Genomic DNA, 12,963 nt, shown 5'->3' on the forward strand with positions numbered 1-12,963 from the left:
ATCGTATCAAACACATGCGGGGCTTGGCCACGCGCTACGACCGCCGCCCTGACAATTACCTTGCTGCACTGAAACTCGTTGCGACAAGAATTTGGATCAATTCAGTTTGCGAGTCCACGTCCTAGTCAGCGCTTGCACTTCGGAGACGGCAGGCTTGCACCCACCGAGATCTCCTCGACCGTTGAGCCTGGATGCTTCTCACGAACCGTCTTACGAACATCTGATGCTCGCTCAGTCTCGGCTCCAGGTCATAATAACCGCTGCCGAGCCCCTCCTCGTCGTGGCGATATCGCTCAAGGATCTCGCCTTCCGCCCAGTCGCCGAGGTCATGGAGCCGCTGTAGCAGCTGGCACCTACGCTCCGTTGCATCAACAGACTCGTTGCGAAACGTAGTAGGCGGCGACACCATAGGGCGACTCCGAATGAGCGGACGCGTGGCGAAATTGGGCTTCGAAAGGCGGAAGTCGTGTCGTGGCGATGAGAATGGCGTCCGAAATCGGTCTCGTCACGCGGGGCGCGTCAACAACTTATCCGTTGCCGAGATCGAAGAACGATTGAGCGAGGACATCCTCGCGGTCGACGTTGAAGGTTTTTATGAAGGAATTGTTTGCCGTGGTCACACACAGGTTACTGTCCAGTACGACAACGGGCTGAGTCATCGTGTCGACGACAGCCTGTGCCTGCACATGCCTGGTCTTCATCAAGCGATAGAGGTCTTCGAGCAGCATTTACGTCATCCCCTTGAATCCGGACCTCAGTTCGCCGGGTCTTTCTCGACTGTCGCGATGGCATTGCTCAGGGCGGCCTCGTCGTATGTTTTCTGAAAGGACCGGCTGGCTAATCGACCATCCTCCTCAACCTCGCCGAGCCGCCGGACAACGCCGTTGGCGACGAAGCCTTCGCCGTCATTCGTGACGCGATGAAATCCGACGAGGTCGTCAGCGTTTCTCAGCTGGTGATGGGACGTCGCGAGCGCGCCGTAATCCTGGAGCCGCGCGACGAAAGCATCGTTCTCTGGTCACTGCGGTTCGGAGACGAAGTGCGGCCGGAAGAGAGCTACTTCGAAGACATTGACGAAGAGGCCGATCCCGACCTTGTGCCGCTGGTTCAGAAGCTCATCAAGCAAAAGTCCCTGGTCGCCAGACATGGTCAACGATCTCATCCAGACCAGGCCCCTCCTGAAGCTCATCGAAGAGAAGAAGAAGGCGCTGAAGCCGAAGAAGACGGCCAAGGGCGGCAAGGCCGAAGCCGCACCGAAATCCAATGTCGTGAACATCATAGATGCGGGGATTTGCTCCTCGGACAAATATATCTGCCGGGGTCTGGTCGCTTTCGGGGTCTCCCCGCCATCTTCCCAGTGACCTTGCGCAGGAGCGCCCGCGTAAGGTGCAACGCCGCCGAACCTTTTCGTGACCAGGCTTCGTACGTCCCCAAAAGCTGCTCCGTTTTCGGGATGGCGGGGCAGCAGGATCTGAATAACGCCTGCTTCCAGACCTTAGCGAATCGCGCCGAACCCGTGACCTCGTATGGGTGGCATCTTCCACGAAGACGTGCCTTTGTATTCACATATGCTGGGTCGGTTGACGCGGGTTGATTATCAGACGCGAAACACCTGATGGCACGCAGTTCCAGCACGCCGATTTGCCGGCTCATCTAGATAAAGGTCATCGGACCAATGGCGAGAGAGTACACAAATCATTCCTAATTGTCGTTGCGGCAACACCCGCCTGTCCCATCGCATTGCTGATTTGATCCAGGCCTCTCACCACGTCTCCAGCGGCATACAGACCCTGCACGTTCGTGCGCTGATGACTGTCAACGCAAACGCATCTTTCCTGCGACAACCTCGCTCCAATTCCTGAGGCGAGCTCGGATCTTATATCTGAGCCCAAAGCGGGGTATATGGTATCGAACCGATGGTCGCCCGTGCTGGCGCAGACCACAATGTTCTCTTGTTCAATATCGATTTCTATTGGGCCCAGCTTTACCAATATCCCCAGTTCCCGCAGCCGTGCCTCTTCATTCGGCTCGAGTTGATGCTGTCCCGAAGGCGAAAGCAAGGTAACGTATCGGCTATAACTTCTAAGAAACACAGCTTCTTTGTATGCTTTCGCCCCGTGCCCAATAATCGCTATCCGTTTGTCCGTGACCTCGAAACCGTCGCAAACGGGGCAGTAGCGGATTAACCCCCGCTTCAGTGCCTCGTCGTGCTTGTCCTTTGGCATCGAGGGCATCCGGTTTACGACGCCTGTCGCGATGAGAACGGTTCTGGCCGGCAGGGCGCCATCGTCGAAGGAAACGCGGAAGGCTCCCCCCGCGCTGCGCAATGATGAAACGCGCTGACTACGAATCTCAGCGCCATACATGATGGCTTGGGCGCGCATCCGGGCGAGCAGCTCAGCACCATTGATGCCGCCTGGAAATCCCGCGTGGTTATGACAAATCGGGATGCTCGCCGCCCTGCTGGTTCCGTCATCGAAAACCATCACAGAGAGGTGGTACCGCGCCAGATATATCGCGGCCGTTAATCCAGCCGGCCCACCTCCGATGATGATGCAGTCTCTCCTTGCCAGCTTCATACCCTCATCCATTGTCAGTGACCGCCCTGATCCGCCGGCGGGCTTTGAAAACAACGGTGGCTTACGATGGTTCCCGGTTTTAACGCTAGATTTCGCTCCGATAACCCGTCGCCTGTCTTCTTTTCTTGCGAGCTCTAGCGGTAGATCCATCCGATCCGCCCGCCTTGAAATATTCGTTAGACCCGCTGTAGTCGTTGGCATGCAGGCCGGGGTTGCCTTACCTTTCGTTGGCTGCATTCGGCGCCAGAAGCGGCCGCTGCATCAAGCCTTTCCGCGGCGGTGAGAGATCGATACGGCGCTGTAGGCGCACCCATCATCCGAATGGACCGGATGATGCGGGTGCGTCTGGCAGAGCGACGGGCCGACCTCCAACAGCCATCCAGTGATTTTAGCTTGTGTGGATTGCTCGATGATGAACGCGTGGTCGCTCCAGCACCCGCCGACGATGACCTGCCATTTTACTGGCGACACACCGCCGACGTTCTTCAGTCTCTGGTGCGCGTCTCACCGTCTACCTCACCAAACACGATGTCCAACGATCCAAGGATAGCCGAAATATCTGCCAATTGGTGGCCCGACAGAGAAAGTCCATTGCCTGAAGGTGCGTGAAGCCAGGGGCGCGGATCTTACACCGATAAGGGGGCGTTTCGTGCCGTCCGCTACAAGACGGACGCCAAACTCTCCCTTTGGCGCTTCAACTGCAGCGTAGACCTCGGATGCGGGAGTCCGGAAGCCCTCGGTAAAGTTTGAAATGGTGGATCGTGGCCTCCATGAATCGCTTCATTGCGCCGCGCTTTGGCAGGTACTACCCTGCCGTTGAGGTATAGGGACCCGTTGCTTCGCTGGAAAGCAACCTGTCAATACACTGACGCATTATCTTCAACCGACTGGTCACTTGATGTGACCAGTTGAGTATATTTCGAGCCGCGCAGCACTAGGGCGAGCGATAGGACCTGACACGTGGAGTCGACTTCTCCAGATCGCGGCGGTTAAGTGCCGCGTCTTGTGCGTATTGGGTCGTGGTGCGATCAGTGTCGGGGGAGAGTTCCCCCTTAGAACTCGTAAGAGCACTATGACCCCCGTCCCACCCATCATTGCGCCATAAATCCGCCCTTTCGTCCATGTCGATACTGCCCTCGTCATCGAGGATGTCATGGGCGCTTTCATAAGATTGATCGTCCACTTGGACGGAAACCAAAAAACCGCCCCGCCGCAGCCCCTCGGCGTACGCGGCACGATCCTCGAGGGGAAAAAGCCACCCAGACAGGCCGTCCCAGAACTTATTGTGGTCGCTGTGGGCCACTTCACTATCGGCTTCATATCCGGGCATGAACCGGATTTGGTCGTCTGCCAAACCAATGTCCTTCAATCTTCTTATGGCGTCTTCAGCGGCGCTTTGGTCATCGAAGAACGCGCTGAGTGTGCTTAGAGCCGCGCGCATTGGCGCACCGGACGTTCCGCTATCAATGCTGCTCATCTTCTTTCCTCCGCGGTCAGTTACGGCGAAAAACCGTATGTCGAGGAAAACCGAACAGGGCGAATTCTGTTCCAATCGACGGCTGCCAATATCGTCTTTTCTGGTCGGCTTCGTTCAAGGCCGTATTGCAACGCTAGCGCGCTTTATCAGGCAATCCAATTTTTCATAGCTTCTTTCGCGGCCCTGACGCCGCTCTGCCATGCCCCGTGCGCAGTCGAGAAGTCAGAAGAATGAGTGGCTTCGCCCGCAAAATACAACCGATCGCCTACAGGCTGGGCGAGCGTTTGCCGGTAGCCCGACCGGCCGGGGCGCGCGTGGCTGTAAGACCCCTTTATCCAGTCGGCACGGCTCCATGAAGACGCTGCCATCGGACGCAGGTGAGCGCGGATGCTGCTACCAAGCAGAGACGATAACTGCTCTACTCCAAAAGCAAACCCATCCATCAATCCAGCATGCTCAATGGCGAGAGCTCCCGTCCCTCCGAAAAAACCCTCGATCAAGGGCCGCCCAAAAGGCCGTATGTAATAGCTTCCACTCTCGGAGTTGTGGGGGTCACCCAACAGGTGGGTCTCAGGCTCGAGGCCGTGCTCTCCGTACAACTCAAAAAACAGCTTCTCGGCAAAGCCGAGTGGCAACTGACTTGCGGCGTGAAGCTGTTCGTCAGCGGCGCCGTCAAAAACGATGGCCCCGCTGGCAAGGACCTCTGTCGATGCCGTGACGATCGTCATTTCCGCAATAATTTGGCCTCGGTCGGTGTCAAGGCCAACCCCCTGTTCCAGCAGCCTTACGCGGCGAACAGGCGTTGCTGGCATCAACCGAATGTTGGGCAGGCAACTTGCCACAAGACGGCCGTACCCTTCATGAACTCGCCAGTTTGCGTCAGAGGCATGGTTGTCGTAGGCGAGGAAGTCCGCAATCGAAATGCGATCAAGGGGTGCCCCGTTCAAGTACCCGCTCAACGCGTTACAGTAGGCATTCCATTCGCCGGCAATAGGTAGGGCATCCCCCGCTCGGTCGCTGGGGGGCGGGTCGTCGCGAAATCGAGACATAAGCTCGCTCCAGGCTGCTTCGGCAAGCATTTGGTTCTCTGCCGCAAAACCAAGGTTTTGCCACTGCTTGCCCCATGCCGTCGGCCCTCGCCTGACCGTGAATCCGGCATTGGTCGCGATGCCGACGAGGGGATTGCGCTCGGCGGAGTGGAGCCATCCACAGCCCATGTCCAACGCCATGCTGCCCAACTCGATGGTCCAGGCACGACCGCCCACGCGGTCGCTGGCTTCCACAATGATGATGGAGAGCCCCGCATCCGACAAAGTGCGGGCCGCGGCGATCCCGGCTGCCCCGGCGCCGACAATTGCTACGTCATAACCCATGGTCCGGAACTCCGCTCTTGTCGTTTGGCTTTTGGTTTTTCTCGACGTTCTACTAGGGAATCGAGGGCTCTTCAACGAGCGTAAAAGCCTGCTACTATCTGGAGCATGACCTTCTTCGAAACTCTCGTCGCCTTGCTAGCGGTCGCAATTCTGCTGTTGCAGGTGACAAGACGCATGCAATTGCCTTATCCAGGAATTCTGGCCGCGGCAGGCGTCGCGGTAGGGATGTTTCCCGGTGCACCCGACATTCCGATTGATCCGCCAACGGCCTTGGCATTGTTCATCGCCCCTGTTTTGGTCGATGCTGCTTATGATTTCCCGCTGGGTACTGCCCGAAGACTTTGGATGCCCCTTTTCGTCTATGCTGTCGTCGCCGTGCTCGTTACCACCGGCGTGGTGGTTGCCATCAGCGCGCTGACGGTTGGACTTCCGATTGCCGTGGCGATTACTCTTGGCGCCATTGTGGCGCCGCCCGACGCCGCGGCAGCCACCGCTGTACTATCCCGCTTACCCGTCGACCGGCGGGTGGACGCGCTCCTGAAAGGCGAAAGCCTTTTCAATGATGCTACGGCGCTGCTCTTGTTCAGTGCAGCCTTGACCATCCACGCCCGCGGAGGCTTTGACCTTGACACGATTGCACGGATTACCTTTGCAGCTCCAGGCGGCATCTTACTCGGTATCGCAATCGGCTTTCTCGTTTCTCGTCTGAGGCCGGTGACGGACAACAGTGTGGGCGGTACGCTCCTTCAGTTTGTCTACGCCTTTGCAACCTGGCTTATCGCCGAGCACCTTCATCTTTCCGCCGTGTTGGCCACGGTGGCGAGCGCCATGACGATCGCCACACTCTCAACAGTGGGTGACTCGCCTCGCATGCGCGTACATTCATTCGCCGTTTGGACAACGGTGGTATTTTTATTGAATGTGGTGGCGTTCCTCCTGATGGGTTTGCAGGCTCGCCGAATCCTTGGAGAAATGTCGTCAAACGAACTGCAAAGGGCGCTAGCGTTCGCTTCGCTCATCATCATTGGTGTGATCGCTTCTCGGTTGCTGATAGCCGCCTTCTTTCACGCAGTCATCGGTTACCGACATCGCCGTGGGAGCGTACTGGTGCCCTTCGAGCGCAACGAGACGTTGCTGGTAGGTTGGGCGGGTATGCGCGGCCTCGTCACACTTGCGACGGCCTTCGCGCTACCTGCCAACTTTCCAGAGCGGGATCTTGTCGTCCTGACAGCCTTTTTCGTCGTGCTGGCGACGCTGGTTATCCAGGGTGTAACTCTCGCGCCGATGATCCGGCTGCTCGGGCTGGGAAGAGAGGAAAAGGTGCGGCAGGAAATACATTGGGCAAGAAAGTCGATGGCTAAAGCGGCCTTGCTTCGGCTGGAAGGCGAAGTCGCCGGGGAGGCCGAAGCTGTCCGAGCGGTCTACAGGGATATTTGTGAGAGCGATCATGACTCGCCGTCGGCCCTGCGACGTGAGTGGAGCCTGAACGCCATAATGGCGCAACGTCAACGACTGGATGAATTGCGTGAGGCGGATCTTATAGGACCAACTCAATATCTTGAGTTGCAGGAGGACCTCGACTGGAAGCAGCTGTCTATTGTTTCTGAGAACGAGAAGCGGATTGATGAAAGCTGAAGGGTAATTGCATGTCGATGGAATCATCAGCAGCTAAATATTCTCGTTGCATGTTGGATGGCTGAGGCTTTGCTGAGATGAATTGAAGTCCAAGCTCCAAGAGGCCAGCTCGGCAAACAAGGGAGCGCGAAGTGACAGGGTCAAGGGAGAAGCTGCCACTGCGCTCATTGCAAAAGGAAAGGTCGGTGGACCTTGAGGTGCCCGGCTGCCGCTTTCCACTGGAGGACTGCTAGTGGAATACGCTTTCCGCACGAAGGGCGAAGGAGAATAGCTAATTTAGATAAAGCAGCGCGGATCCGTGCGCAACAAAATCCTGACGACCTGCTCTTTCGTCTGCGCTCCCCTTCTGTGTACTGAGATCTCGGCCGGGCAGACATCAGTGGTGTAGGGGGGTCCTCAACATGCCAATGAGCGCCTCATATGTATAGGGCTTGGGGATGAAGGACACGCCACTTGCGAGGTCAAACCGACCGAGCCTCACGTGGCCGGAGGTTACAATAACTCTTGTTGTTGGCGAGATTGCGCGTATCCGATCCGACAGCCCAAGTCCATCGGTGGAGCCGGGCATATTGACATCGGTAAAAACGGCGTCGACAGCGTTTCCCGCAAGCAACGCGAACGCCTCGTCGGCATTGCCAGCTTCGAGTACGTCGAAGCCAGCTTCCTCAAGAGCATCGACTGTTGCATAGCGAATAATTGGTTCGTCCTCGACCACGAGCACCTTGTGGATCTGAATCGAGGAGGTGGGATTCGTCATTATCCCCTTCTCGAGCTCTAATCGTTCCGCTACCGCCTGCGACCAATGCTCGCGATCCTTACCTTGTGGGCAACCCTCCGTTTGCCAGATCTCATGTGCTCGCCGGCTCACCCAGTTATAAGATTCGTCGTCCATTAATTTGCCTCCGCTGTGCCACGCAACGCTTTGCTCGAGATCAAGTTCCGTCAGAAAGAAGCGAAAGATCGAAACCTCCTCACAATCGTCGGCGCCGGTGTCAAGCGATGTGAAGTTTTGATCCCTCCTATCGCCTTACCCTCTTCAACCTTGCTGGCGTTCCTCATGATCGTGCGGTCTCTTCTCGTGGCTGGTTGGAGCCGATAAAGGGTCAATTGCATCAACTTTGTCTGTAAGGCGCCAACTTTGAGCCTTGCGCTGGTGAGCAGTTGATACTGACCTTCTCTGGAAAGTTTCTAAAGAAGCGATATGTCTGGCGCATAGACGTTCAGCAGGTTTCAGATGCAGTGGCTCAGCCGTTGGAATTCTCAGTCTCTCGCCTCGCAGTTCCTTATCGCAGGAGGGTGCGTATCCATTGCCGCACTTTTCTTGATCGGTTTCGTGGTGACCCACCTTATCCAAAATGCGGTTATCCACAACTCAGGGGCTGCTACAGCTTTATATGTTGACAGTGTTGTCGCTCCGTTGCTGCCAGATATGAAGATCCAGGGAGTTTTGGACGACGCCAGTGCGCAGGCGCTGGATGAAACGCTTGGGCAGGGGGCCCTTGGACAGCGGCTTGTCTCCTTCAGACTTTGGCGAGGGGATGGAACAATACTTTACGCTAACGACAAGACGCTTATCGGCAAGCGGTATCCGATCAATGATAAGCTCCGTGAGGCGCTGAAAGGTTCTCTTGTAGCGCGATACGAGGTGGCACGGGATCTGGAGAGCCATAAAGAGCGTCAACTCGGCAAACCCCTCATGGAGATTTATAATCCGGTCTTGCAGCCGTGGTCCGGCGAGACGGTTGGCGTCCTTGAATTTTACGAAACTGCGAGTGGCTTAGCAGATAGCCTAGCACGCGCTCGACTGAGCAGCTGGATCTCCGTCGCAGTCGTTACGGCGACCTTTTTCCTGACGTTGTCTGTCATCGTGTTTCGAGGTAGCCGACTGATTGAAAGTCAACGGCAGGACCTGCGGCAAAGGGTCGACGAGCTCTCCGTGCTGCTCGCGGAAAATCAGGGTCTTCAGAGGCGCCTGCGCCGCGCTTCGCAGCGCGCTGCCGCACTGAACGAGACCTACCTGCGTAGTATCGGGGCCGATCTTCATGATGGTCCAGCCCAGCAAATTGCATATGCTTCTCTCCGTCTAGAAAGCGACATCCTTGTTAGTGCCACGACTACGGAGGAAACGCGCGAGAAGGAGCTGTCTTGGATTCGTTCGAGCCTCGCCGAGGGAATGGCCGAGATTCGAAACATTTGCGCTGGTCTGGTTCTTCCACAGGTGGAGAATGGAGCGTTCGAGGAAGTTGTTCGCCGCGCCGTGGAAGCGCACCAGCAAAAAACACGATCTGTCGTGTATCTCGTCGTGGAGGAGGACAAGTTCGAGTTAGCGGCCGCAGTGAAGATCTGCGTTTACCGCTTTATTCAGGAGGCTCTTAACAATGCTTACCGTCACGGAGGGGGTGTTCAACAATCTGTCTGGGCTGTTTCCCGCTACGGGTCAGTCGAGGTCGAGGTCAGCGATCGGGGAGAAGGATTTGATCCGGATGAAGTGAGACCCACGAGCCTTGGGCTGGCGGGGCTGAGGGAACGCATTGACAGTCTCGGAGGAGAGTTCAACGTGAGCAGCGGAGACCGCGGAACGACTGTTTCGATGAAACTGGATTCTAAGGGCATGGAGGAAGTGGAGTGACAATAACAGTTGGTATAGTCGATGATCATCCACTGTTTCGCGAAGGTGTGAGCCGCAGCCTATCGGAGATAAGTGACTTTGTTGTGGTTGCAGAGGGTGAGACCAGCTCTGATGCGCTCAGTATGGCGTCGTCAGTGCGTCCCGACGTATTGTTGCTTGATGTCTCGATGCCTGGGGATGGATTGGCGGCAATAGACGAGGTGCTTTGTCGCAGCCCACAGACGAAGATATTGATGTTAACGGCATCAGACGATATCGGCGCGCTGACGGTGGCGATCAACCGTGGCGCCATGGGCTATGTCCTGAAAGGTGTTGGCGCAAAGAGCCTCGCCGACGCGATACGCGCTGTCGCCAATGGCTCGCGCTGGATTTCGCCGGTGATGTCGGCGAAGCTGGTGGATCATTCACTCACTCGGCCACCGCTGGGCGCGAACGATCGGTTGCTTTCGACCCGGGAGCGGCAAGTCATGGAATTGGTGGCCGAGGGCCAGTCCAACAAACTGATTGCGCGCCACCTCGACCTCCAGGAAAAGACCGTAAAACATCACATGACGCAAATCATGACAAAACTCGGCGTTACCAATCGAACCGAGGCTGCACTCCGATGGAAAACGATGCTCTAGTTAGCGCAACAGCCGCCTTAGTCGGCTGACGTCCTTTGTGCTGGCGCGACGATTGATGATCGTGCGCCCCTTTTGATCCTTCATGATGTAACGCCCGGCGGAAAGGGTTTCGCTGATTCCATTTCGATGCTGAACGGAGAATGATCCGTCGGCACCTACGTCGGAGCGCGAGCTTCCCGACGAATTGCTACCTTGACCTGAGGAAGAGGTGCCAGACGGGGCGGATCCGCTGTTGGAACTGCCGCCCGAGCTACCGCTGGTGCCAGCATTCCCATTACCGCTTCCCTTGCCGTTGCCGCCACCATTCGCACTGCCGCCACCGTTGCCCCCTCCGTTCCCATTGCCGCCGCTATTTCCCCCACCGTTGCCCTTGCCTCCCCCGTTTCCGTTGCCATTTTGCGCAAGCGCTAGGTTGCTCTGCCCGAAGACGCCTATCGCGCCCGCGGCGAGAACTTTCAACAGCATGCGTCTAATATGGTCCATTACCTCGTTCCGGGATCCGTTGCGTGCAGTTAATATGTATAAAAGCTTCGCGCATTTCCAAGTTAATCAACGATTTGAGACCTAAGTGCCTATGTAGGTCAGACCTTGGTCGGAGTCATTGTCTGAGTTTCAGCTGATTTCTGCGTTTGTCAGCGCTTTCCTACTCGGACTTTAGTCCAGCTTGCGACAAGTGTCTCCTGACCTAGGTCTTAACGAGGGAAGCGACGTCATCATGGAGATTTCCATTCTTCCCAAACTCCTCCGCAAAGGAGCAGAGGGGGTCGCGGATCTAGCCCATCGTCCCGAACCCGCGGCCTCCTCATTGGGTGCCAATGAAGCAATGGCCGACCTGTGTGACGCACAACCCAAATTACAGCACCGGTCCTCGCTGCGACTTTGTACGCAAGCGGACTATAGCTGGGTTCCGGACTAAGGTCCGTGTTCCTGCCACGATGGTGGTGCTAATCCTTTAGGCCTGCAGGGGAGGAATCGCATGGTCGAGACACTCGTGAACGATATACAACGCGCACAAGCATCTCTGCCCCAACTCACGCCGGCACGTCGCCATGCGCTCATTGAACGGATACTGGATGAGTTGAGAACATATCGACGAAAGACGTTGGGTGGGGAGCCAGCGGAGCGCTGCCTTGCGATCGATCGCTTGATAGCCTCAGTTTCCTTCGGGCTAATGGAAATTGTTGCGCTCAAAGACGCCGAGTTCTGTATAATTCTGGTGGAGTTTCAGAAGCTTATATCCACCTTGGAAGAGATTGCTCCCACCGGTGGTCGAGGCAAATATCATTGAGAAATAATGATCTAAGGCGGCGGGTGAGGTGACTTGCCCCTGACGACTCTTTGTCCTCGACGACGTGTGCAGATATAGGTTGGCAAAAAAGCGAAATGTGTCTTCGGCGATAGGAGGTCGCCGAGCCAGTTGCTTTACCCGCCGGCTCCGGGGGGAGCGTCATTTACAAGGTATTCCTCGTACTGAACAACTTGATGGATGTCCACGTCAATCGATCGATTTGTTGGACCATTTAGCCTTACGCCTGGTCCACCCGAGCCCGAGTAGTTTCCGTCAAGAAACGTCAGGCCGTTGGCCTCTAGGGCCCCCTGCAGTAGGCCCATGGTCGACGGGGGAAAGCGGCCGTCCCGCTCAATGCGATCGATAACTTCTGCGCTCACGCCGGAGGCAGCAGCCAGATCACCAACTCCCCAATCAAGTGCAACGCGTGCCATTTTCATCTGTGTGACGTTCATGGACTTCCCTTTGACATCAGTTAGCATGATAGCGGCCTGGCGCTAGGAGCAGCCGTGCCGCCAGCGTGCGAAGCCATCTTACAGCATGGGAATGCCTGCGGTGTCTCCCTCTCGTTAGTCGGTGGTTCAGCCGCGTCTGTTGGATAAGCTTTCGATGATGCTAAGCCCGCTTTCGTATTTCGAGGCGTCGAGGCCAGCCGCTAGTGCTTGTTGAAGATTGTCCTGCAGGTCTGCGACCTTTACCGGACGCGCAATGCCATTGGCGGCAGCGCGCTTCACGAACGCTTCGTCGCTTTCTCCACTACGATGGGTGAGAGCGTCTACGGCATCCACGATGACCGGATGGAATCCTTCCTGAAGCAGACGCTCCAGCGTCCAATTCTCACCTTTTTCCACAACATCGTGCAGATACGCAACCGTTCGCTGGTCATCGCCATAAACTGTGTCAGCGACGCGTTTGCAGTGAGAGAAAAACGTCTCTCCGGTCTTATCACTTTGTCCTGAATGAACGTGGAAGGCCAACTTTATGGCGTGGAGTAGCTCTGATGAGCTTGCACGGCTGTTTGCTATAGGGTTCGTAGACATAGACTTGCCTCTTTCTTCAAACGGCCGGCGCAATTTTTTGTTCCCCCCAAAGTCGCAAGCAAGCACGATGATCTGGTCGATCAATGGAGGTGAGGGACCTCGAGTGAAGAAGAGCGAGGCGTGCGTACCGCAGGACGCATCGAAACCAAGTCACGACATGTGCGAGGGACCGTTTGACGAGTGCATATCCCACGGACTAGGTCGCGTCCCCATAAAAGGGTTTCGCTTTAGTCACGATGATGATTCAATGTCCTTGGAAGGAGATTGATATGCGCCGTCATGAACTTAGCGATGAAGAGTGGGCGATCATCGCACCACT

Annotated in this window: 12 protein-coding genes and 4 pseudogenes; 6 read left to right on the forward strand and 10 right to left on the reverse strand. The window is 56.4% G+C overall.

Annotated elements, in window-relative coordinates; all coding sequences use genetic code 11:
* A pseudogene (locus tag JNB88_RS32610) lies at positions 1 to 125 on the forward strand (IS5/IS1182 family transposase); the annotation flags it as partial.
* A gap of 402 nt (positions 126 to 527) precedes the next feature.
* Here JNB88_RS32610 and JNB88_RS32615 read toward each other — a convergent pair.
* Positions 528 to 728: a PAS domain-containing protein gene (locus JNB88_RS32615; protein ID WP_220359093.1), complete on the reverse strand. Its 201-nt coding sequence runs from the start codon at positions 726 to 728 to the stop codon at positions 528 to 530.
* Between the two features lie 143 nt (positions 729 to 871).
* On the opposite strand from JNB88_RS32615, the pseudogene JNB88_RS32620 reads away from it, so the two are divergent.
* A pseudogene (locus tag JNB88_RS32620) lies at positions 872 to 1,361 on the forward strand (Ku protein); the annotation flags it as partial.
* Positions 1,362 to 1,664: 303 nt separating this feature from the next.
* On the opposite strand, the gene JNB88_RS32625 reads toward JNB88_RS32620, so the two are convergent.
* The 4 genes and pseudogenes from JNB88_RS32625 to JNB88_RS32640 all read right to left on the reverse strand — a co-directional run bounded on the left by JNB88_RS32625 (position 1,665) and on the right by JNB88_RS32640 (position 5,429).
* A complete protein-coding gene (locus tag JNB88_RS32625) occupies positions 1,665 to 2,579 on the reverse strand; it encodes an NAD(P)/FAD-dependent oxidoreductase (protein ID WP_220359094.1) in 915 nt (304 codons plus the stop codon).
* 485 nt (positions 2,580 to 3,064) lie between these two features.
* A pseudogene (locus JNB88_RS32630) lies at positions 3,065 to 3,456 on the reverse strand (NADH-quinone oxidoreductase subunit D-related protein); the annotation flags it as partial.
* 57 nt (positions 3,457 to 3,513) lie between these two features.
* Positions 3,514 to 4,056 carry a hypothetical protein gene (locus tag JNB88_RS32635; protein WP_220359095.1) on the reverse strand — a complete coding sequence of 181 codons (543 nt, stop codon included), beginning with the start codon at positions 4,054 to 4,056 and terminating at the stop codon, positions 3,514 to 3,516.
* 146 nt (positions 4,057 to 4,202) lie between these two features.
* On the reverse strand, positions 4,203 to 5,429 hold the full coding sequence (locus tag JNB88_RS32640) for a flavin monoamine oxidase family protein (RefSeq protein WP_220359096.1): 1,227 nt from the start codon (positions 5,427 to 5,429) through the stop codon (positions 4,203 to 4,205).
* 105 nt (positions 5,430 to 5,534) lie between these two features.
* Between JNB88_RS32640 and JNB88_RS32645 the strand changes: the two genes are divergently transcribed.
* On the forward strand, positions 5,535 to 7,064 hold the full coding sequence (locus JNB88_RS32645; RefSeq protein ID WP_220359097.1) for a cation:proton antiporter: 1,530 nt from the start codon (positions 5,535 to 5,537) through the stop codon (positions 7,062 to 7,064).
* A 376-nt stretch (positions 7,065 to 7,440) separates the two neighbouring features.
* On the opposite strand, the gene JNB88_RS32650 is transcribed toward JNB88_RS32645, so the two are convergent.
* Together JNB88_RS32650 and JNB88_RS34070 are read right to left on the reverse strand one after the other, a co-directional pair.
* Positions 7,441 to 7,821, reverse strand: coding sequence for a response regulator (locus JNB88_RS32650; RefSeq protein ID WP_223217435.1), 381 nt, complete (start codon positions 7,819 to 7,821; stop codon positions 7,441 to 7,443).
* Between the two features lie 36 nt (positions 7,822 to 7,857).
* Positions 7,858 to 7,956, reverse strand: a pseudogene (locus JNB88_RS34070) (DUF2934 domain-containing protein); the annotation flags it as partial.
* Positions 7,957 to 8,298: 342 nt separating this feature from the next.
* Between JNB88_RS34070 and JNB88_RS32655 the strand changes: the two are divergent.
* Positions 8,299 to 9,693: a sensor histidine kinase gene (locus JNB88_RS32655; RefSeq protein ID WP_220359099.1), complete on the forward strand. Its 1,395-nt coding sequence runs from the start codon at positions 8,299 to 8,301 to the stop codon at positions 9,691 to 9,693.
* Positions 9,690 to 10,316: a response regulator gene (locus tag JNB88_RS32660; protein WP_220359100.1), complete on the forward strand. Its 627-nt coding sequence runs from the start codon at positions 9,690 to 9,692 to the stop codon at positions 10,314 to 10,316. Before JNB88_RS32655 ends, JNB88_RS32660 begins: the two co-directional genes overlap by 4 nt.
* On the opposite strand, the gene JNB88_RS32665 is transcribed toward JNB88_RS32660, so the two are convergent.
* Positions 10,317 to 10,799 (reverse strand): hypothetical protein, encoded by a 483-nt coding sequence (locus JNB88_RS32665; RefSeq protein WP_220359101.1) that lies wholly within the window; start codon positions 10,797 to 10,799, stop codon positions 10,317 to 10,319.
* Positions 10,800 to 11,292: 493 nt separating this feature from the next.
* On the opposite strand from JNB88_RS32665, the gene JNB88_RS32670 reads away from it, so the two are divergent.
* Positions 11,293 to 11,604, forward strand: a complete 312-nt coding sequence (locus JNB88_RS32670; RefSeq protein WP_220359102.1) for a hypothetical protein — start codon at positions 11,293 to 11,295, stop codon at positions 11,602 to 11,604.
* Between the two features lie 134 nt (positions 11,605 to 11,738).
* On the opposite strand, the gene JNB88_RS34810 is transcribed toward JNB88_RS32670, so the two are convergent.
* Both JNB88_RS34810 and JNB88_RS32680 read right to left on the reverse strand, forming a co-directional pair.
* Positions 11,739 to 12,059 carry a helix-turn-helix domain-containing protein gene (locus JNB88_RS34810; RefSeq protein ID WP_220359103.1) on the reverse strand — a complete coding sequence of 107 codons (321 nt, stop codon included), beginning with the start codon at positions 12,057 to 12,059 and terminating at the stop codon, positions 11,739 to 11,741.
* 126 nt (positions 12,060 to 12,185) lie between these two features.
* On the reverse strand, positions 12,186 to 12,728 hold the full coding sequence (locus JNB88_RS32680; RefSeq protein ID WP_338111077.1) for a hypothetical protein: 543 nt from the start codon (positions 12,726 to 12,728) through the stop codon (positions 12,186 to 12,188).
* Between the last annotated feature and the right edge of the window lie 235 nt (positions 12,729 to 12,963).

Origin of the sequence: Rhizobium cauense, from assembly GCF_019511525.1 — a bacterium.
GTDB lineage: Bacteria > Pseudomonadota > Alphaproteobacteria > Rhizobiales > Rhizobiaceae > Rhizobium > Rhizobium cauense.

Coding starts and splice junctions, on each gene's coding strand:
- JNB88_RS32665 (WP_220359101.1), bottom strand. CDS start 10,799: ATGGACCATATTAGACGCATGCTGTTGAAAGTTCTCGCCGCGGGCGCG.
- JNB88_RS32615 (WP_220359093.1), bottom strand. CDS start 728: ATGCTGCTCGAAGACCTCTATCGCTTGATGAAGACCAGGCATGTGCAG.
- JNB88_RS32640 (WP_220359096.1), bottom strand. CDS start 5,429: ATGGGTTATGACGTAGCAATTGTCGGCGCCGGGGCAGCCGGGATCGCC.
- JNB88_RS32625 (WP_220359094.1), bottom strand. CDS start 2,579: ATGAAGCTGGCAAGGAGAGACTGCATCATCATCGGAGGTGGGCCGGCT.
- JNB88_RS32655 (WP_220359099.1), top strand. CDS start 8,299: ATGCAGTGGCTCAGCCGTTGGAATTCTCAGTCTCTCGCCTCGCAGTTC.
- JNB88_RS32650 (WP_223217435.1), bottom strand. CDS start 7,821: ATGACGAATCCCACCTCCTCGATTCAGATCCACAAGGTGCTCGTGGTC.
- JNB88_RS34810 (WP_220359103.1), bottom strand. CDS start 12,059: ATGAACGTCACACAGATGAAAATGGCACGCGTTGCACTTGATTGGGGA.
- JNB88_RS32670 (WP_220359102.1), top strand. CDS start 11,293: ATGGTCGAGACACTCGTGAACGATATACAACGCGCACAAGCATCTCTG.
- JNB88_RS32645 (WP_220359097.1), top strand. CDS start 5,535: ATGACCTTCTTCGAAACTCTCGTCGCCTTGCTAGCGGTCGCAATTCTG.
- JNB88_RS32635 (WP_220359095.1), bottom strand. CDS start 4,056: ATGAGCAGCATTGATAGCGGAACGTCCGGTGCGCCAATGCGCGCGGCT.